Raw genomic sequence first — 20,088 nt, 5'->3', positions numbered from 1 at the left:
GGTCATCGGGCCTCGTCCCCCCGCCCGGTGATGATGAGCGCCATGTTGGTCAGGGCCTGGTTCTGGGTGCCGTCAGGGTGGGTGTCCCAGTAGGCGCTGTGGTCGCCCAGGCGCGGGTGATCGCTGTGGTCGGAGGTGAAACGCTGTGCACCGAATATGGGGTTGTTCGGGCTGATACCGTGGACCCCCTCGGTGAGACCGATCGGATCGGTGGTCGAGGTGCTCGCGTACACGTGCTGCGCCATGTCCGCACGCGCGACACCGGTCAGCGACAGATCGTCGGGCGAGTTCGGGCCACCGATCCCGGGGCTGGCGAGGAACACCAGGTCGTCGGCATCGAGTGTGTTGCCCTGCGATGCCGCCTCACCCACCACGACGGTGCCGTAGCTGTGACCCAGCACGGTGTTGTGCGAGGGCGAGCCCTCGTGCGTGGCGCGCAGTCCGTCCTGAAACCTGTCGAGTGGTCCGGCCGCGCCGGCCGCAGAGCTCGGACCTGCTGCGGCGCCCAGGTTCTGCGGTGCGTCGTAGCCGTACCAGGCGACCACCGATGTCGCGGCGCGCGGATCGGCGCGTTCGGCTGCACCCACCATCCTCTGCGCCCGGTCGATGCCTGCGCCGATGGTGCTCAGGTTCGATCCGGTGCCGGGGACGTAGGTGGTCACGTTCGCGGCGGTGTCGGGGTTGTTGACCGCCACCGCGCTGCGTCCGCGGGCGTCGAGGCGTAGCAGGAATCGCGGGTTCGTCCCGGACGGGTCGTGCAGCGCCTTCTCCAGCCCGGTCAGCGCGCGATACCGTCGGGTCACCCTGTCGTACTCGTCTTCTCGCCGGTCGTCGGTGAGGTAACCGCCGGGACCGGGAGCCGCGGTCACCTTCCCGCCCTCGATGTAGGGGTGGGCGGCGATGTAGCCGTTGACCTTCGCTCGTTCGGCGATCTGCATCTCCGCGAGGTGGCGGCGGTTGAAGTGGTCCCGGTCGGCTGCCGGTATCCCGTCCCGATTGCCGACCGACCGGTCGGCGTTCCACAGCGCCGCCTTCTCGATGCCGGTCAGCGTGTCCCAGAAAGAGTTGAGGACCTTCGGATCCGACGGCAGTGATCTCTGACCTCCGACGATCAGCGAGACGTCGGCACGCAGAGGCGCCCACGCGGTCGCACGGTCGGCGGCGTGATCGAGTGCGGTGAGTGCGGCGCTGATCTGGCGGGCGAGGTCGGCGTCGGCCTGCCCGGCGGCGGCGAGTGCGGCCATGAGGTCCTGTTGGTGCACTGCGGCATTCGTCGCGGCGATGGTCGCGGCCACGATCTCGTCAGCCCCGGCGGGAACGTCGACGGGGTGGCCCGCGCGGGCGTCGGCGGGTGCGGTGACGGCGCCGGTGTCGGCCACGAGGTAACCGCCGCCGGTCAGTGAGTCGGCCAGGGATCGGGCCACCTCACACGAGTGGATGAACGTCGGCCCGAGGCGGTTCATGTCGTCGGCGATGTCGAGGATGGCGATCCCCAACCGGTTGCTGAACTGCTTCTCGGCAGCGGCCTGTGCCGCCGAGGCACGCGCTGCGTCGCCCTGCCAGCTCTGCGACACCGCGTCGACGTCGCGCAGGAGGTCGTTCATCGCGGCGTCGAAGGTGTCGACCGCCGAATCGATCTGTGCGGCCGCGTCGGTCAGCGCCATGCCGTGCCTGCTCCAGGTCCGTACCTGCGACACCGTCGGACTGCTCACGGGATGTCTACAGGGCCGGGTTCAGCGTCGCGCGGATTGCGGCGGCGTAGGTGTCGTCGGCGAGGTGCACGGTGTCGGCGGCGGTGCGATTGGCTGTCGCGAGCGCCTCGACCCGGCCGGCCACCTGGGCCAGCGCGGTCTCCACGGCCGTCTCCGCACGGGCGCACACCGTCGACACCTCCGACCCGGCGAGACCCGAGATCGCTGCGGCAAAGGCCTTTCCGACGTCGAGGCCGCGGATGGTGGCCGCGCTTGCGCGCTGTTTCCCGGCCAGCGCTCGGATGGCCTCGAGGTCGACTCTCATCACGTCGGACACAGGTGGCTCCCCCTCACAGTCGGGCCGATGGTGGCGTGGCCACGCTATCGACGCGGGATGTGCGAGAGGCGGTTCCGACGTCCCCGGTACACAGCCCCGACCGCGGCGGCGGTAACTGGGGAGAAGTCGGTCAGTTCGCGGCGAACGCCTCGTCGGGGTACCAGCGCCGGTAGACGTCGGGATGCGCACGGGTGCGGCTCTTCCAGGTGTTCTCGCCGTAGGTGGCGAACAGCGGGTTGGCCGGGTCGCTGGTGATCCCGGGCGCCTGCGCACCGGCGGGGGCTCCGATGGTGGGGATCACCGCGTCGAGCGACGGCGCGAAGAAATACGGGATCGACAGGCGCTCGGGGGCGTGGGGCGCGGTGAGCACCCGGTGCCGGGTCGCCTTCAGATAGCCGTCGGTGGCGACCTCGAGCATCTCGCCGATGTTGACGATGAACGCGCCCTCGAGTGCGGGCGCCTCGATCCACGTGCCGTCGGACCGTTCGACCTGCAGGCCCCGGGAGTCGTCCTCGAGCAGCAGGATGGTCAGCACACCGGAGTCCTTGTGCGCACCGACGCCCTGATCGTCGACGGGGCGGTCGTCGGTGCGTGCCGGGTAGCGGATGAGCTTGATCAGGGTCGCCGGCAGCGCGAACGCGTCGGTGAACGCCTCGGCCGATGCACCCAGCGCCACCGCCCACCGCGACAGCAGCTCACGCGACACCCGCGCCAACTCGGCGTCGTAGGCGGCGACGGCGTCGCGCAGTTCAGGTAGCGCGGCCGGCCACTGGTTGGGGCCCTGCAGACGCAGCGGGCCGCGGGCGTCGGGCAGTGGTGCGCGTTCGGGTCCGATGTCGATCTGTTCGCGCCGGTCGACCGATCCGTTGGTCAGCTCGCCGCCGAGCTGGTTGTACCCCCGGAAGTGCGGGCTGTGGATCATCGCGATGGACTGCTTGTCGGCGTCGGGCAGGGCGAAGAACTCGTGCGCGGTGTCGCGGATGCGGTCGATGGCGGCGTCCGACACCCCGTGGTCGACAAGATAGAAGAAGCCGACGTCGCTGCTCGCCGCGGCCAGGCGCTCGCGTCCGTCGGCGGTGTCGAGGTCGGGGAGCGAGATCACCGGCAGCATGGGTTCGACGATAGGTGGAGTGATGCCGGAACGCCGTCGGCGACGGATTTCGCGCCGCCGTGAGTCGAATCCCGCGAGCGCCGCTGAGCCGATCATCCGTAACGGTGCAGTTCAGCGGGTTGCTCCCAGCCGGAAATTACGTTCGACGAAAAGGTGTAACGGGTAGCCGGTCATTTGCGACAATCACCGTGAGATTCATGTGAGGCCACCGTGAGTTCACTGTCGTGAACCTTGCGGGTGGCGGTGCAGCTGGTGCAGAGACGCGGCAGAGAACCATCACTCCCATGCGCTCGTCGCCCCATCAGTTGGCCCCGGAGCGGGCCTGAATGTCCAGAGGTTGAGATGAATCGCAATGCCAAGGGTGCCCTCGCTGCAGGTGCCGCCGTCGTCGTCCTGCTCGGCGGTGCCGGCTCGTATGCTCTGTGGGACGACACCGCGTCGGGCGCCAACGGCTCGGTCACCACGGGCCAGCTGAAGCTGACCGCCGTCGGTACCCCCACCTGGACCGATGTGTCGACCACCGGCATCGTCGGCGGGACCACCGTCAACCCGGTCACCGACTTCCTCGTTCCCCGCGACACCTGGGAGTACACGACCAACTACACCGCATTGGCGACCGGCAAGAACATGAAGGCCCAGGTCACGGTCAACCCGGGTACGGCGGGCACCCTGCCGACCGGGGTCACCTTCACCCCCACGGTCACCGTGGCCGGCGGCACGCCCGGTGCCCCCGGCGCCCCCGTCACCATCACCCCCGGTGCCGCGCGGACCATCGAGGTCAAGGTGACCGTCGCGTTCGCCGATGTCACCGGCAGCACCAGTCAGAACACCCCGGTCAACGTGTCGGGGATGACGGTGAACCTGAACCAGATCCGTCCCTGACGATGAGTCGGTCGGGTCTCACCCGGCTGGCCGTCGTGGCCATCGCAGGCCTGGTGGTCGCACTGTCGCTCGCGACGGTGCGATCCACCGGTGCCCTGTGGTCGGACAATGCCAACGCCGCGCAGGCCACCGCCACCACCGGGAACCTGACCCTTGTCGCAGGTAGCGGCTCGGGCACGTCCTACCAGTTCCCGGGACTGTCCGGCTCGATGATCCTGCCGGGCAACCAGACCCAGGCGCCGCTGGTGATCGGCAACGGCGGATCCACGCCGCTGCGGTATCGGCTGACCGGCGCCGGGCCGGTGCTCACCTCCGGGCCCGCGGCCACGGTCGTGCTCTCGGGTGCCGTCAGCGGCAGTTGCGGCACCGGACCGCTGACCGGCACCCAGGCGTTCACGCCGGTCACCACCTCCACGCCGGTGGCGACAGCGGGTGTTTGGCGGACACTCGCGCGCGGCGCGTCGGAGACCTGGTGCGTCCGCAGCGTGCTGCAGTCGGTCGCCGCCGGCGCCGGATCATCGACGTACACAATCTCTTTCACCTTCGCAGCAGAACAGACGAGGCCATGACCACGGTGCATGAGGAGTCCGCCACCGCAGGCGATGAGCGGCGCACCGGACCGCTGTGGTGGCTGTGGCAGACCATCACGTGGCTCCTCCTGCTGTTCCTGGTCGGCATCCTCCTCGCCGCGATCGTGGTGCCGAAGGTCGCCGGCGGACAGCCCTATACGGTGCTCACCTCATCGATGACGCCGAAGTACCCGCCAGGAACCCTCATCGTGGTGCGCCCGGTCGAGGCCGCCGATCTGGGTATCGGTGACGTCGTCACCTACCAGATCCGTTCGGGTGAAGCCGATGTCATCACCCACCGCATCGTCGGTGTGACGTTCGATCAGCAGGGCAATCGAGTGTTCACCACCCAGGGCGACGCCGTCGGCAAGCCCGACGCGCGCCCGGTGCAACGTGCGCAGATCCGTGGCGAACTCTGGTACGCGATCCCGTACCTCGGTTACGTCAACAACTGGATCACCGGTTCGGCCCGCCAGGTGCTGGTCTACGGGATCGCCGGGGCGTTGTTCCTCTACGCGGCATGGCAATTCGTGCGGTCGACGCGGGATCGCCGCGCGACGAAGCGATCGTGACCATGCGCCTGCGAGCCCTCGGGCTCGCGCTCATCAGTCGACGGTTCCGGGCCGTCCTGTCGGTCGGGATGGTCCTCGGCCTCGGTGTGGTCGGCACGTTGGCGCTGTGGTCGTCGACGGTCACCACACAGTCGGGCACCTTCACCACCGCCACCATCTCGATCCTCGCCGACAACTCGAAGAGCGCGACCTTCGCCTTCTCGCCGAGCGGAGTGCTGCCGGGGAGATCGGCCGCGAAGGTCATCACGGTCTCCAACGCCGGCAGCACGGCCCTGCAGTACTCCGCGGCGGTGTCGAGCGCCGACGTTCTCGGTAGAGGGATGACCCTCACCGTGGTGCCCACCAGCACCTCCGCCAACGGGGTGTGCGGGACCGGCACCGCGCTCACCACCGGCACGGCGATCACCGCCACACCGACCACGTTCGTCACCGGCCGCGGTCCGCTCGCCGCCACCTCCGGCGCCGAGACCCTCTGTGTGCAGGTGAATCTGCCGATCGACGCACCCGCAACACTCGCCGGGACGTCGGGCACCATCACCCTGACCTTCACCGGCACGGCAGGGGTCTGAGATGGCCCCGCGCACCCGCCGCTTCCTCACCGAGACCGCCCTCACCGTGGGTGCCGTCGCGGGGGTGCTGTGCGTGCTCGCGGCGGTGGCCGCGGTCGCGTTCGGCCTGTCGCCGTTGGTGTTCCGCACCGGTTCCATGGCGCCCACCATCGGTGTCGGCGACGTCGCCATCGCACGGTCGGTGCCGGCGTCGAGCCTGGCGGTCGGCGACATCGTGAGCGTCAACCGACCCGACGGCGAGCGCGTCACCCACCGCGTGGTGTCGATCGACTCGCGCGTCGGCAACTCGACCACGATGACCCTGCGCGGCGACGCCAACAACGTCGCCGATGCCGCGCCGTACACGGTGACCACGGTCGATCGCGTGGTGTTCGACATCCCCAAGGTCGGCTACGTACTCGGCGTTCTCGCGAGCCCGTACGCGTGGGTGCTGACGACGCTGGCCACCCTCGGCCTGCTGTGGATCGCCTTCGGACCCGACCGGCGACGCCCTGATCGGCAGAGCCCGCCGCGCCACGCCGCCCCCGTCGCTACGACGGTTCGCCGCCGCACCGTGGCAGTGCAGGGCGTCGCCGCGCTGCTGGTGATCGCCGCGGCCGTCACCGGGTACACGCGCACCAGCGGCACCCTCGCCGCGCTCACCGATTCGGCGACCGCGTCCGGAACCGTGTCGGCGATCCGGCCCACCGCGCCCGCCTCGCTGTCGTGTGTGAATCAGTCTGGTGCGGCGCGGTTGTCGTGGCCCAACCCCACGGCCAGCCAGGGTTACGACTACCAGCTCGTGTTCACGCCGACGCTGCTGGGCGGGCCCACATCGACCGTCGTGATACCCGCGTCGACCACCGACCCGGCCGGTCTGCTCGTCACCCGCAGCTACGTCAGCGGACTTCTCGGGTTGGGTGTCCTCGGGACGTACTCGGTCGCGTTGCGCAGCAAGGTCGGCAATTTCGTGTCGACCGGAAGCGTGACCATCAATCTGACGCTCGTCGTCCTGAGTGTGTCGTGCGGCTCGAGCTCCGGGACCCCGTCGCAGACCACCGCGTCAGCGGCCGCGCGCCAGGCCGCACCCGCCACCACCTCATCGACCGCGCCGTCGACCTCGGCGTCGGCGTCGCCCTCGGCGGAGTCGAGCACTCCGAGTGTGCCGTCGAGCACGTCGTCTTCCACGTCGTCGTCGGCAGCGCCCGCGCCGGCGTCGACACCCACCACGTCCGCACCCGCACCGACATCGACGGCTCAGGCCGCTCCGGGTGTCGCCTCCCCGGACGGTGCGAGCACCGCGTCGGTCGCCGACGGGGTCGTCGTCATCCGCGACACCGCGTCGGGTGCCGAGCAGTACCGCGCAGACCTGTCGGCGGCGTCGGTGACGTGGGTCGACGACACCACCCTTCGTGTCACCGGGCGCGACGGGACGGTGACCACGCTGAGGCGGGTCGCCGGTGTGTGGAGTGCGGCGGCCGCAGCGCCGACCACGGCGCCTGTGGGCTGAGCACTCCGCGACGGCCGAGCGGGTCGTGCGCTCGGGTAACCTCACCTCGAATCCGTCCCGTACTTTCGACCGGCAGCCACAGGAGTCACGATGAACACGAAGACCATCGGCGCGATCGTCGGCGTCGCGGCCTGTGTGGGGGTGCTCGCGGGATGTTCGTCCGACGGCACCACGGCGCTGCCGTCCGGCGCGGGCGAGGGCGGCGGCGCGGCCGCCGGTGCAACTGCGCAGACCGATGGCAAGCCGCTGTCGAGCTACCTGCTGCAGCAGTCCGATGTCCCCGCCGGGTTCACTCCGTTGCAGGTGCCGGCGAGTGCCGGTGATCTGAGCGGTTCGGTGCTCGACGCGACCAAGAATGCGACGATCACCCCCGCCTCGTGCCAGCCGGATCTGTCCAACTTGTCGTCCGACGACGCCGCGAATGCGCCGCGGGCGCTGTTCACCAAGGCTTCGGAGGGAACGTCGATCATCTCCGCGGTCAATCCCTCGTCGAACAAGAACGCGTCGGTCAGCAACTTCACGAGGTACAACCTCGGTGATTGCGCCTCGTATCAGTTGACGTCGTCGGTGAGTGGGCAGTCGTTCACCGCCTCCGTGCAGACCGAGGACGCCGGCGTCGAGGTCCCCGGCATCGACGACGCGGTGACCGCGCAGCAGACCACCCGCACACAGATCCCCGGCGTGGGGCCGCGCACCTCGGTGGTGCTCATCGCCCTCATCCCGGTGCCGGGCGGCACCATGACCGTGCAGATCGGCAACGTTTTGGGCGGCGGCAGCGCGCCCGACAAGTCCCTGTTCACCACCGTCGTCGACGCGGCCGCGAAGCGCGTCACGGGCTGAGCGCCCGTCGCGAAACCCCCGAACGAGGAGGATCGATCATGCTGCTGGCGATTCTGGTGCTCAGTGCGTTCGTGCTCGGTGTGGGCGCGTTGGTGAAGCAGACAAAGAGTGAGCAATCCGAGCGGCCTGTGCAGCGAACCGGTCGTGCGGGTATCACCCCGATCTACAAGCGCTCCAAGGGAATGGACGTCGGCGGCGGCGTCGGGTTTCTCGGTGCCTCGGGTGACGGCGGCGGCTGGTTCGTCGGCGGTGCGGGGAGCTTCGACGGCGGATCGTGCGGTTCCGGCGATGGCGGGTCGGGCGGCGGGGACTCCGGCGGAAGCTGTTGACCGGCCCGATGAGTGAGCCGGCTGACGTGCAGGGTGTCGTCGACGCTCTCGCCGAGGCGCAGACGGTCACCGTCCTGACCGGCGCCGGGATGTCCGCCGAGAGTGGGGTTCCCACCTTTCGTGACGTGCAGACCGGCCTGTGGGCGCGCTACGACCCCATGACGCTGGCGACCCCGGAGGCGTGGGACGACGATCCGGCGCTGGTGTGGGCCTGGTACCAACGACGACGCGCGATGGTGACCGCCGTCGAACCCAACGCGGGCCATCGCGCACTGGCGACGTGGGCGCAGGCGGCCGATGTGAGGGTGGTGACCCAGAACGTCGACGATCTCCACGAGCGCGGTGGCAGCACCGATGTGGTCCATGTCCACGGCAGCCTCTTCACCTGCCGATGCGACACGTGCGGCCAACAGCAAGATGCCGAAGTGGTCGACCTCGACACCGACCGCATCGATCCACCGGAATGCGAGTGTGGCGGACTCGTGCGACCCGGTGTGGTGTGGTTCGGGGAGTCGTTGCCGCAGAACGCTTTCGCGGAGGCGACCGCCCGCGCCGAGGCGTGCGACGTGTTCATCCTCGTCGGGACGTCCGGCGTGGTCTACCCCGCCGCAGGGCTTCCGCACATCGCCCGTGCGGCCGGCGCCACCATCGTCGAGATCAACCCGAACGAGACCGACCTGTCCGATGCCTGCGACATCCGACTGCGCTCCAGTGCGGCCGTCGCGCTTCCCGCGATCGTCGCGGCCGCAGGGGCCTGAGCCCGGCTCACACCGCGACGATGTCCACGACGTGTGACAGCTCTTGCACATCTGCACTGTTGCGGGTGGCCAGTGCGAGGTCGTTCGCCACAGCGACCGCAGCAATCATTCGATCAAGGGTGTGAGTGCGGGCGCCTCGACCGGCCGCCACCGACTCCCGAACAATTCGGCCGTACTCCAGAGCAGCGCGATCGTCGTAGGGCAAACCCGCCCCGAAGACCCTGGTGACATCGTCGAGTCTGTCTTGTCTACGCTGCCGAGCGGCGCCGACAACTGTGGCCAGGCCCATGCGCATCTCCGAGTAGCACAGCGACGACACGAACAATTCGTCGAACATGGACAGATCGATCGGCCGCTCATCGCGCCGGCTCATGCTGACCAGCACCGACGTGTCGAGAAGTGCGCGTCGTGTCGTCACGCCCACGGATCGTCAGTCGCCTGGGCCCGGTCATCGGCGAGTTCCGCGGCCCACGAGGCACCGACCGGCGTCCGCACCAGTACATCCATGACCTCTGCCGGGGTCGCTCCGCGGATTTCTCGATGCGGCACCAGATCTGCCACGGGTCGGTTGTGGCTGGTGACCACGAGGCTGCGTCCCTCGCTCACGGCCTGCAATGCAGGCGCGGGGTTCTGTCGCAACGCGGCTATCGGAACCGTGTCTGTCATGGCCACACCTTACCGAGAAGTAGACTTTTATCTACTTCCGACTGAAGCGAACTGAACGGACTCCAGAGAACCTTGCGACGTCAGCGTTCGTTCGACCGTTGGCGCGGCGCGACCGGCCAGGGCACGTTGTGATCGGCATAGTCGATGGGTTCCAGGGGAGCGTGTGACGGAACCCCCAGTCCCGCATGCACCCACACAGCGGCGTCGACGAGATGGAGCGACACCCGCTGCTCGGTGACCGCCGAGCCGCTGACGGAGATGGTCAGGCGTGAGGTGCCACCCGGCGGAGCCATCGGCTGGACCGATGATCCGTCGGGGCGGCGGAGGCGATCGATCCACGGGTCGAACGGGACGCTGCACAACGTCTCGGGTCCGTCGTCGAGGGACACGAACACATCGACGGATTCGTCGGTGGTCGTGGTGAAGTCGAGCCACAGTGCGTCGCCCTGCCACATGGGTACGGCGAGATCGGTGAGCGAGTGATGCCCCACGCTGTCGGCTCGACGCAGCTCCAACGGGCCGAGATCGGGGAGGAGTCCGTACCGCTCGTCGGCCACGAGCGTGCGGCGCGGACTGATGGTCAGGTACCCCTGTCTGTCGAATCGATCCAGGCACAGGCGGATTTCGCCCACCACGATCTCGGGAAGCACGTCATCGTTCTCATCGACCTTCATGAGCCTTAGATGCGAATTGGCGCGAACTGGTTCCCGCGCAACCGAGGATTCTTCTGTGATCACGGTCACGTGGTGATTGACGGTCAGAGAAACAATCCGAGCCGACTGACATGGCTTCATCTCATCGCCGACGCCGTCGGAACACATCTGTACTTCTACTGATGTCGGTACCCAGCCGGGTACCCGCACCGTGGTGGGAACATGGTGGTGGAGACGTGGATCGGCAGGGGAGCATGCATGGCGCAGCGGAACGTGAAAGTGAAAGTGGCCTTGGCGGTCGCCGCCATCGCCGCGGTTGCGGTCGCCGCCACGGTGCTCTGGGTCCGCAGCGACGGTTCATCGGGCATCAGCGGGCCGTACCTCACCGCCGACGACGTCCCCTCCGGCTACCAGGTGTCGCAGCTGCCGAACACAGCCCCGTCAGGAATCGGGGGCACCACGATGCCGTCGGAATGCGGACCGGTCATCTCCGGGCAGGTGGCGCGCCAGATGCGCGCATCCACCCCCGGCGTTCTCGCGACACCCGACGACAGCACCAAGCCCACGTTCGCGCAGTCGGTGATCACGGGCGGTGAATCCGTCGCCGACACAGTCGGAGTCGTGCGCCGATGCCCCTCGTATCGGCAGCAGACCGACACCGAGACGTTCGAGTCGAGTTCGTCGATCCTGTCGACACCGAGCGGATGCCCGCGTGATGCGGTCGTCATCCGAGCACGAACCCGCTACTCGTCCGCGTCGGAACAGTCGGACACGACGTCGGTGACCGCGTACGTGCAGGGCCGCAACGTCGTCGGCGTCCTCACGACGGCTCTCGCCCGGGCCGAGGCGCCGATCTCCGACGACTTCTGCCGACTCACGACTCTGGTCGCCCGGCGTCTCGAGTAGCCGCCGGCGGGCTGTGGCTGTAATGACGGCCACGCGCTCGGCGTGCCGCCGACTTGCCGAAGGGAACGAACGCGCGGTGGTCCCCGTTGATCGAACGAGTGAGTTCGCCTGACAGGACGAGGGGATGTGAGCAGATGCTGGCGAGAGTCGTGAACATTGCCGAGCAGGTCGCGGATGCCGCGTTGGGGATCGTGGGTGTTCGTGTGTTGACCGAGGAGCCGTCGCACACCACGCGCCGACTGACCGACACGGTGGAGATACGTCGCTACGGTCCGCGGATCGCGGCCGAGACCACCGTGCAGGGTGCCGACGAACAGGCGGCGCGGTCCGAGGGATTCCGACGCCTGGCCGGCTACATCTTCGGGGGTTAATCAGGCAGGGGAGAAGGTCGCGATGACCGCCCCGGTCAGCCAGGGTTCGTCGAAGGGCCAGAAGATCGCGATGACTGCGCCGGTGTCGACGTCGGGCGACGACAGCGGTTGGGTCATCCGCTTCTTCATGCCGTCGAAGTGGACCATGGCGGCGCTGCCGACGCCGAACGACGATCGCGTGCATCTCGTCGATGTGCCGGCTGAATCGGTTGCCGCTGTGCGATTCAGCGGTTCTCGTGATCCCGACGCAGTCGCGACCAAGACAAAAGAGCTGCTGGACGCGCTGTCGGCCAACGGTGTCGAGACCGCGGGCGAATCGACGAGCTGGTTCTACGACCCGCCCTGGACGCTGCCTTTCCGTCGTCGCAACGAAGTGGTCGTTCCGATCGCCGAGTGAACGCCGATCGCACGTAGCCTGAGCACACGCAGTCGGGACCGAATCTGCGCGACGAGGGGGATCAGCGTGGACTTTCACGAGGAGCGCGCCGCGTTCTTCGGCGGTTACGGAGAGACCGATTCGTTGATGAGTTCGCTGCGTGAACAGCGACTGTTCGTGCCTCTCGACACCGATGAGCAGCTGTTCACATTGATGTTCGGCGATGTGCCCTGGATGGTTGCCTTCACGTCGGTCGATCGACTGCGAGCCTTCTCCGACGCCGCAGGGCGTGACTCGGCCGCTGTTCGTTTGACCGAGGTGGCGGCAGGCGATTTGATAGACAGGGTCATCACCCAGGGGCCCGTGCCCTCCGGCCTCGTGGTGGACGCACACAGCAGCGATGTGATGGTGTTCCCGCCGGACGCGCTGAACCGGGTCAGGAGGTCGGAATGACAGTTCACGTGAGTCCGGAAGTCCTCAGACAGGCTGCCGCCGGAATCAACGGAGTCATCGACGGATTGTCCGGTGCGCCTGTCGTCGGCTCGTACACCGGTCAGACCGGCCGCGGATTCGATGACCTCGCGCTCACCGGTGAATAGATGAGCAGAGCTCAGGCCAAAGCCGCGATGGACGACTTCTGTGAGAAGTGGGAGTGGGGCATCCGCGCCATCGTCCAGAGCGCGAACGACATCTCCCACAAGCTCCACCTCGGCGCCGGTATGTACGAAAAGCAGGACGATTTCCACGCCGACATGCTCAAGGACATCGCCAACGATCTCGTCGGTGACCCGTCGCTGCAACAGGAGTCGGTGCGCGACGAGCAAGGCAACATCGTGGTCCGCGGAACCGACGACATGTCGGCGAGCGAGCTGCTCGACTACAACACCGACCGTCTCTCCCATCCCGACATCGACGAGAACACTTTCGGCGACATGGTCGACGCGGCGAAACCGAACCTCGAGCAGGCCGTCGACGAGCTGCCGCAGGCCGGGATGAACCTGCTGCCGGGTGGAGCCGCTGTGGGCGCATCGAGATCGATCACCGGCAACTGACGTGGGCTTTCTCGACGACCTCGTCTCCACCGGGGAGGATCTTCTCGACGCAGGCGAGAGAGCCGTCGGCAAAGCGGTCGACAAGGGCACCGACCTCGTCGGTGACGGACTGCGCTCGGTCGGACTCGACGGTGCCGCCGACGCGGTGGAGGACGCCGGCGACACGATTGCCGACCAACTGGGCGCGACGCCTGACGAGAAATCTCTCGAAGAGACCGATGACCCGAAGGAACTGGTGCACGGCGACGCCGGGGCTCTACGGGACCGCGCGTCGAAGCTGTCGACAATGGCGGGTTCGCTCGAGCAGGGCGGCAACGGCCTCAAGGGGATCTCGGTGGGTGACTGGAGCGGCGAAGCCGCCGACGGCTACCACGAGAAGACCTCCGCCGAGTTCCCGAAGTGGTTCACCGCCTCCGACGCGTGCGAGTCGGCGGGAAACGCACTGACCCAACTCGCCGACGCGGTGCAGTTCGCGCAGACACAGGCCGCCGAAGCGGTGAGGCTGTGGAAAGAAGCCCAGACACAACACAACTCGTGGCTCACCGACGTGAACACGCGCACCGATTCCTACAACGCGGCTGCGGCGAGCTACAACAGCGGTGCCACCGACGTGAAGCCCACGATGCCGACGTTCGCGCCAGACCCGGGGCCGGCGCTCAAGGATCAGGCCAACGACGTACTCCGAAGAGCCCGAGAACACCGCAACACCGCCGCCGACAGTGCCGCCGGTGCCTTGCAGGGGGCTGCAGGGCAGGCGCCCCCACTGGAGGGCGCCGCGAGCCGACTGGTCGACAACATCCACGACGCCTCCACCGCCTTCGGCATCGCGAAAGACCACTTCGGTGCCGGGGCGATCGGCGTCGCCACCGACACCGTGAAGCTGGTGCGCACGGTCAACCCGAGCGATCCCTACAACATGGCCCACCCGGTCGACTATGCGCGCAACGCATCTGCAGTCGGGTCCGGCCTGGTCACCATGGCCGCGCATCCCGACCAGTTCGTGAAATCGTTCGTCGGTACCGGGTGGAGCAAAGACCCGGCCAAGGCGTCCGGTGCACTCACCGCGAACATCCTGTCGCTGGCCGCACCCGGCCCCAAAGGTGCAGGCGCACTGTCGGGTGCGGCACGGGTCGGTGGCGGTGCCGCGCGTGAGGCCGGTGTTGCCGCGCGATCAGCGGCGTCATCGGGTGCGCGTGACGCGGCATCGGCAGCCTCGCGGGAGGCATCGTCGTCGGCGCGATCAGCGGCGAGCGCAGCCACCCCTCGGGCGCCCGAGATCCCAAGGGCTACGACGTCGTCGGCTCATCCGTCGGTCGATGTGCCGCGCGACTCCAGCCCGGTTGCGGCGCAGCACGACACGACAGCGACACCGGCGAAGTCGGAGACATCGTCGGCGCCACAGCAGGAGACCGCCGGTCCGCCGCACGCCGAACCCTCAGCGCCGAACAAAGCGGACGCGCCTGCAGCCCACCCGGGAGACGGCGCCCCGGATCGTCCGGACCCCTCGACAACGCCCACGCCCGACAAGCCCGACTCGAACGTCACGCCGGCCGGCCCGCACGACGGATCCCATGCCCCGGAATCCGACGCCCCGCCGCCCAAGCCGGATCCCGACCCGGTCACTGCGCGTCCGCACGAACCCGATTCCGCGACGCCACCGCACGAACCCGATGCCGCGACCCCGCCCCGAGATCCTGATCCGGTGACCCCGCATGATCCCGACGCGCCCGCGTCGCGACCGCACGATGCCGGGGACACACCGACCCACACTGTCGACTCGGCGACTGTGCGACCACACGATGTCGACCCATCACCGCACCTCACCGACCGCGATGCACCGCCGTCGCACGCCGTGGAGCACGACCCCACGCCGATGCGTGACCCGGACACCACTGCAGCCCCGCATGATTCCGCCCCGCACGATTCGGCCCCGGCGAATACGCAGTCGGCGAGCGCTGCGCCAACGTCGGCACCGGTCACCCACCCGACGGGGAGCGGGCTGCACGATCCGGTGACCACACCGCGCACCTCACATGCCGCACCCGAGGCCCCGTCGACGCGCCCCGACGTCCCGTCCAGCCGTGTGGAGCCGTCACCGAACGTGGCTCCGCACACTCCCGGCCGTGTCGAGGCAACCCCCACCGGTCGTCTGCCTGATGCGAATCCGCCGATGGCGCCTCGGACTGCGCCCTTCGACGGCGGTCCGACCCCTGCCGCGGCGCACCCTCCCGGCTCGCCGAGTCCAGGCGGTGGCGCCCACCGCCCGAGCGAGCCCGGCGCAGTGGCGGCGGCCCCGGTGCGCGGACCCGGCGACGGCGTGGTGCCTCCGAAGGCCGTCGATGGCGGTCCGCGGACACCGACGGCGGGCACAGATCGTCCCCTCGGCGACGTGCCCGGCGGCGATCGCACCCCCGACTCTCCAGACGGGATCAGCGACAACGGCGACGCCACGAACATCAACGCCGACAAGCCCGATTCGACACCGTCGTCATCGGCCGAGGGACGCGACCAGACCACGTGTGGTGACCCCGTCGACGTCGCGACCGGCCAGTACCTGCTGCCTGCAGTCGATGTCGACCTCCCCGGCGTGCTGCCTTTGCGATTGGTGCGCGGGCACCGATCCGGCACCACCGGTGGTCAGTGGTTCGGACCGTCGTGGTCGAGCACCTTCGATGCCCGTGCCGTGGCGGATGACGAGGGTGTCACCACCGTCGATCCCGACGGTGTGGTGTTGCGGTTCCCGCCGGTCGAAGGCAATGACGAGGTCGAGTCGTTGACCGGTCGCGCGTGGCACCTGTCGCGAACACCGCTGGGCGGGTACGTGTTGCGTGATCGCGCCGGTACCCGTTTCTATTGGTTCGACCCGAAACCGCAGCTGGGTGGACTGGATACCAGCGCCGGCGCATTCTCACTGTCGGCTATCACCGATCGCCATCGCAACCGGATGGTCATCGGCCACGACGAGCTCGGTGCGCCGGTGTCGGTGGAGCACTCGGGCGGCTACCGCATCGCCGTCGACACCGAGGGCGGCCGTGTGGTGCGGTACCGCGCGATCAGCCTGTCGGAGTCGGGCGTGACCTCCACGGTGCTCCGCGAGTTCGCCTACACCGATGGTGAGCTCACCCACGTGACCACCGGTGTCGGTGCGACAACGCGATTCGACTACGACGACCTGCACCAGATGGTGCGTTGGACGGATTCGATCGGGCAGACCTACGAGAACGTGTACGACGACCGGGGTCGGGTCGTGTTCCAGACCGGGCCCGGTGGTGTGTGGTCGGGACGCTACGACTATCGCGACCTGCCCGACGGCACCGGCAGCGTCACGGCGTACACCGATGCCCTCGGCGCCACCACGTTCTTCGGGATCGACGTGGACGGTCGCCCGCAGCGAGTGATGGACCCGATGGGTCGCACCACGGTCCGGAAATGGGATGTGCGCCGCAACCCGATCAGCGTGACCGACGCCGCCGGCGCCACCACCACGTTCGACGCCGACGAGAACGGCGACATCGTCAGGGTCACCGATGCACTCGGTGGGGTCACCGATGTTCGCTACGGATCTGCGGGTCGGCCCGTCTGGATGGGGTCACCCGACGGCGCGCAGCAGTCGTTGACGTACAACGATGTCGGTGACCTCACCGAGGTGACCGATGCGGCCGGCGCGGTATCGCGGATGGTGTACGACGCGACGGGTGCGGTGGCGCAGCAACGGGATCCGGCCGGACGTCTCGCCACCGTCGCCAACAACGCGGCGGGGCTGCCGGTCCGCGTGACCGATGCGCTCGGGAACGCGACGGAGGTCGTCTACGACGACGCTGGACGTCCGGTGCGTGTCCTCGGACCCGATGGCGCCCAGACGGTGCGCGAGTACGACGTCGAGGGCCGGCTCGCCGCTGTGGTGGCCCCTGACGGTGGCCGCCAGGATTGGCGATACGACGGTGAAGGCAACCGGATCGCTCACGTCGATGCCAGTGGCGCCGAGACTCGTTGGGAATACGGCTTCTTCGATCTGCCGGTGACACGTGTCGATGCCGACGGGTCGCGAACCGAGTTCTTGTACGACCGTGCGCGGCGGTTGGTGGCGGTCGTCAATCCGCTCGGGCAGCAGTGGACATATGAGTACTTCGCTGACGGCCAGGTCGCTCGGGAGGTCGACTTCTCCGGCGCCGAGATCGTGTACAGCTACGACGACGCAGGCCGTGTTGCAAGCCGCACCAACGGTGCCGGGCAGCGGATCGAGTTCACCTACGACGCGCTCGGTCGCCGTATCGGCGAGGTCAGCGGCGACGATGTCGTGACTTACGGCTTCGACGCGGTCGGGCGGATGATCTCCGCTGCCAACGGCTCGGGACGCCTCGAGGTGTCGCTCGACGTCACGGGTCGCACGGTGGGGGAGTCGTGGAACGGTGGCGTCGTCGGGTCGCGGTGGGACCGTGACGGGTCGCTGACCGAGCGCAGCACACCGTCGGGTGTGCGTGCGGAGTTCAGCTACGACGGCCGTGGTGCACTGTCGGCAGTGGTGTGCGACGGTACGGCGATCGATCTGTCGCGCGACGCCGCCGGGCGTGAGACGCGACGCACCATAGGGACCATCGCGCTTGATTCCCGATGGGACAGTGCGGGCCGGCTGGTGGGTCGTTCGCTGATCAACGGCCTACGCGACACCGGGACGCTCAATCTCGGCGTCACCGGAACAGAGACCGAAACCGTCGTGGCCGGCAGTCGCTTCGATTACCGCCCGGACGGGTCGCTGGTGTCCGCTGGCTCCGAGGGGCCGTCGACCGGTTCGCTCGTACCCGAAGCGCGGTTCGATCTCGACGTGATGGGTCGGGTGCGGTCGGTGTCCGACGCCGCCGGGGCAGTGCTCGAATCGTTCGCCTACGACGGCGGCCACAACCTCGTCGGCGCCTCAGGCGGTGATGGTGACTGGCAGTACGAGGCCGGTCGCTTGTTGAGCGATGGCAAGGCTACCTATTCCTACGATGGCGCCGGCCGCGTGGCGCAGGTGGTACGGCGACGGCTGAGTCGTAAGCCCGATGTGTGGCTCTACGAGTGGGATGCGTGGGATCGGCTGCGGGCGTTGACCGACCCGGCTGGTGTCCGGTGGGAGTACGAGTACGACCCGCTGGGCCGCCGGGTGTCGAAACGGTCGAGCGACGGAACCGTTCACGTCCGCTTCGCGTGGTCGGGAACTCAGCTGGTCGAGCAGGTCGACGAGCTCACCGGCGAGTCGGTCAGCTGGGTGTACGCCACCGACGGCCTGACCCCCATCGCGCAGATCGCCGGCAGTGCGGCCGCCGTCGGTGCTCGGCCGGCGGGTGGGGCGCTGAACATGGCAGGCGCCGAGGGTGACTCGGCTCTGTCGCCGGGGTTGACGCAGTCCGATATAGATCGCCGTTTCTTCGCGATCGTCGCCGACCAGATCGGTATGCCGGTCGGGCTGGTCGACCCGGTTAGTGGCGGCTTCGCCGGACGCGCGGTTACAAGCCTCTGGGGCCAGTCGACATGGACCGGTGTATCGACGCCGCTGCGATTCCCGGGCCAGTACGCAGACGCTGAAACGGGGTTGTTCTACAACCTCTTCCGATACTACAGCCCCGACACCGGGCGCTACCTCTCCTCCGACCCACTCGGCCTCGCGCCCGCGCCGAATCCGTATGCTTACCCGCCCAACCCCACGGTGGTGTGCGATCCGCTGGGGTTGATGGCCTGCGGCGACGCAGAGAAGCCGCGAGTCGGTTTCGCGGAGGGTACTGCCGATTCAGTGTTGTCATCAGATCGGTTGCAACACGGGACACGTCACTTGACCGAAGCCGGGCTTTTGCCGAGTTGGTCGGGCAGAACGAGCCCTGGGCTCATCCGCGATCTCCTTACTCCGATCTTGGAGCACCCGTCTGCAACTTTCGAACACACTCTCGGTGGGACTCGTGTGAGGGGATTTGTGGGACAGCTTGATGATAGGGCAGTCGCGCTGTTTGTCTACGAGGAGGGAGCGATGCAGGGAAAGCTGGCGACGTCGATCGTTCCTTCCGCCGCTCAATGGGCAAAATGGGGGTTCTGAATGGTGCTTCGTCTGGTCGACGTGTTAGAGATATTTGTTGCGGGTGATCAGCGGCCGGGGTGTATTTTATATTCTCTTTGGTCTCGGAAGGAGGTTGCGGAAGCTAGTGAGCTGCCGCTGATCTCAGGGCTTCGAGTTGCCAATCGATTTCAGCTGCAAGGCGGCGACTGGGTCGTGGAGATGGTCGGGGTCGAGGCCGCGCACTGGCCGGACAATCCCAAGGATTGGAGCGATTGGCTGCGAAGGGCGCTGAATGAGCCGCTGACACATGGGGCACGCGCGACGTGGATGAGCAGCGAGGGCGGACCTTATGCTGATCCGCCCAATCTTTTCGACGAGAATCTCATGTCGGGAGGAGTATTCGCTTGGGCGCTGCCGGAGGAGACTTCGCGGATCCCGTTGCTCGATGAACAATTTGTGCCGGCACCGCCTGCAGAAATGAGCAGGTTGCGGTCAGCCACAGTGGAACTTTCCGCTGCGTCCGACAGAGGGGCTCCGCCTACATGATGTAGGTGGGGCATGGCGCGGACTCATTGAGCAGGGGCGATGCGGTCAGGACCCGTCGAGTTGCGGCGAGTTGCGGCCTTCGCCTCGAGGTAGGCTCCGTGAACGGGTGGCTATCACGACTGGGTCGGTGACGGAGCTCATTCGGGGTTCTGGTCGAAATGGCGGAGGGATCCGGTGTCAAACGTCAGCGTCAGCGAACTCGTCGGGTTCGATGCTTCAGCACTGAATGCGACTGAGCTCGAGGGCTTTCGGCATGCAGTCAGATCGACCTGCGAGGAGGAGTTCCAGGTTAGTGAGGTCGAGCAGCAGAGTGTTGTCAACATCTATCGCCGTGGCGCCAGCTTTA

General features: G+C 68.0%; 19 protein-coding genes and 1 pseudogene. 14 read left to right on the top strand and 6 right to left on the bottom strand.

Annotation, left to right across the window (positions count from 1 at the left end):
* Positions 1-2: 2 nt before the first annotated feature.
* From ACLBW1_RS08830 to ACLBW1_RS08820, 3 genes are all read right to left on the bottom strand, one after another.
* Positions 3-1,712 carry an alpha/beta hydrolase gene (locus ACLBW1_RS08830; protein ID WP_447811465.1) on the bottom strand — a complete coding sequence of 570 codons (1,710 nt, stop codon included), beginning with the start codon at positions 1,710-1,712 and terminating at the stop codon, positions 3-5.
* Positions 1,713-1,719: 7 nt separating this feature from the next.
* Complete coding sequence (locus tag ACLBW1_RS08825; RefSeq protein WP_447811464.1) at positions 1,720-2,016, bottom strand: hypothetical protein; 297 nt, start codon at positions 2,014-2,016, stop codon at positions 1,720-1,722.
* Between the two features lie 142 nt (positions 2,017-2,158).
* Positions 2,159-3,139 (bottom strand): isopenicillin N synthase family dioxygenase, encoded by a 981-nt coding sequence (locus ACLBW1_RS08820; RefSeq protein ID WP_447811463.1) that lies wholly within the window; start codon positions 3,137-3,139, stop codon positions 2,159-2,161.
* A gap of 342 nt (positions 3,140-3,481) precedes the next feature.
* Between ACLBW1_RS08820 and ACLBW1_RS08815 the strand changes: the two genes are divergently transcribed.
* The 8 genes from ACLBW1_RS08815 (at position 3,482) to ACLBW1_RS08780 (ending at position 9,147) form a co-directional block, all read left to right on the top strand.
* Positions 3,482-4,021, top strand: coding sequence for an alternate-type signal peptide domain-containing protein (locus ACLBW1_RS08815; protein WP_447811462.1), 540 nt, complete (start codon positions 3,482-3,484; stop codon positions 4,019-4,021).
* 2 nt (positions 4,022-4,023) lie between these two features.
* Positions 4,024-4,590: a hypothetical protein gene (locus ACLBW1_RS08810; RefSeq protein WP_447811461.1), complete on the top strand. Its 567-nt coding sequence runs from the start codon at positions 4,024-4,026 to the stop codon at positions 4,588-4,590.
* Positions 4,587-5,162, top strand: coding sequence for a signal peptidase I (locus ACLBW1_RS08805; RefSeq protein WP_447811460.1), 576 nt, complete (start codon positions 4,587-4,589; stop codon positions 5,160-5,162). The genes ACLBW1_RS08810 and ACLBW1_RS08805 overlap by 4 nt, the downstream gene beginning before the upstream one ends.
* A 2-nt stretch (positions 5,163-5,164) precedes the next feature.
* Entirely contained in the window at positions 5,165-5,731 is a 567-nt protein-coding gene (locus tag ACLBW1_RS08800; protein WP_447812138.1) for a SipW-dependent-type signal peptide-containing protein, read from the top strand.
* Position 5,732: 1 nt separating this feature from the next.
* Entirely contained in the window at positions 5,733-7,220 is a 1,488-nt protein-coding gene (locus tag ACLBW1_RS08795) for a signal peptidase I (protein ID WP_447811459.1), read from the top strand.
* A 90-nt stretch (positions 7,221-7,310) separates the two neighbouring features.
* Complete coding sequence (locus ACLBW1_RS08790; RefSeq protein WP_447811458.1) at positions 7,311-8,060, top strand: hypothetical protein; 750 nt, start codon at positions 7,311-7,313, stop codon at positions 8,058-8,060.
* A gap of 38 nt (positions 8,061-8,098) precedes the next feature.
* Positions 8,099-8,389, top strand: a complete 291-nt coding sequence (locus ACLBW1_RS08785) for a hypothetical protein (RefSeq protein WP_447811457.1) — start codon at positions 8,099-8,101, stop codon at positions 8,387-8,389.
* An 8-nt stretch (positions 8,390-8,397) separates the two neighbouring features.
* Positions 8,398-9,147 (top strand): SIR2 family NAD-dependent protein deacylase, encoded by a 750-nt coding sequence (locus ACLBW1_RS08780; RefSeq protein WP_447811456.1) that lies wholly within the window; start codon positions 8,398-8,400, stop codon positions 9,145-9,147.
* A 7-nt stretch (positions 9,148-9,154) separates the two neighbouring features.
* Here the strand turns inward: ACLBW1_RS08780 and ACLBW1_RS08775 are convergent, their stop codons facing one another.
* From ACLBW1_RS08775 to ACLBW1_RS08765, 3 genes are all read right to left on the bottom strand, one after another.
* A complete protein-coding gene (locus tag ACLBW1_RS08775; protein WP_447811455.1) occupies positions 9,155-9,565 on the bottom strand; it encodes a type II toxin-antitoxin system VapC family toxin in 411 nt (136 codons plus the stop codon).
* A complete protein-coding gene (locus ACLBW1_RS08770; protein WP_447811454.1) occupies positions 9,562-9,813 on the bottom strand; it encodes a type II toxin-antitoxin system Phd/YefM family antitoxin in 252 nt (83 codons plus the stop codon). The genes ACLBW1_RS08775 and ACLBW1_RS08770 overlap by 4 nt, the downstream gene beginning before the upstream one ends.
* Before the next feature lie 80 nt (positions 9,814-9,893).
* Positions 9,894-10,487 (bottom strand): hypothetical protein, encoded by a 594-nt coding sequence (locus ACLBW1_RS08765; protein ID WP_447811453.1) that lies wholly within the window; start codon positions 10,485-10,487, stop codon positions 9,894-9,896.
* A 237-nt stretch (positions 10,488-10,724) separates the two neighbouring features.
* On the opposite strand from ACLBW1_RS08765, the gene ACLBW1_RS08760 reads away from it, so the two are divergent.
* The 6 genes and pseudogenes from ACLBW1_RS08760 to ACLBW1_RS08735 all read left to right on the top strand — a co-directional run bounded on the left by ACLBW1_RS08760 (position 10,725) and on the right by ACLBW1_RS08735 (position 19,742).
* Positions 10,725-11,372 (top strand): hypothetical protein, encoded by a 648-nt coding sequence (locus ACLBW1_RS08760; protein WP_447811452.1) that lies wholly within the window; start codon positions 10,725-10,727, stop codon positions 11,370-11,372.
* A 134-nt stretch (positions 11,373-11,506) separates the two neighbouring features.
* Positions 11,507-12,140: pseudogene (locus tag ACLBW1_RS08755) on the top strand (SOUL family heme-binding protein).
* A 66-nt stretch (positions 12,141-12,206) separates the two neighbouring features.
* On the top strand, positions 12,207-12,572 hold the full coding sequence (locus ACLBW1_RS08750; protein ID WP_447811451.1) for an SseB family protein: 366 nt from the start codon (positions 12,207-12,209) through the stop codon (positions 12,570-12,572).
* A gap of 146 nt (positions 12,573-12,718) precedes the next feature.
* Complete coding sequence (locus tag ACLBW1_RS08745; RefSeq protein WP_447811450.1) at positions 12,719-13,171, top strand: hypothetical protein; 453 nt, start codon at positions 12,719-12,721, stop codon at positions 13,169-13,171.
* 1 nt (position 13,172) lies between these two features.
* Entirely contained in the window at positions 13,173-19,235 is a 6,063-nt protein-coding gene (locus ACLBW1_RS08740) for a putative T7SS-secreted protein (protein WP_447811449.1), read from the top strand.
* On the top strand, positions 19,236-19,742 hold the full coding sequence (locus ACLBW1_RS08735; RefSeq protein ID WP_447811448.1) for a hypothetical protein: 507 nt from the start codon (positions 19,236-19,238) through the stop codon (positions 19,740-19,742).
* Positions 19,743-20,088: the final 346 nt, after the last annotated feature.

Source organism: Williamsia sp. M5A3_1d, assembly GCF_053345315.1.
The sequence above is the reverse complement of the archived record's forward strand: the minus strand, read 5'-3'. Positions and strand labels throughout refer to the sequence as shown.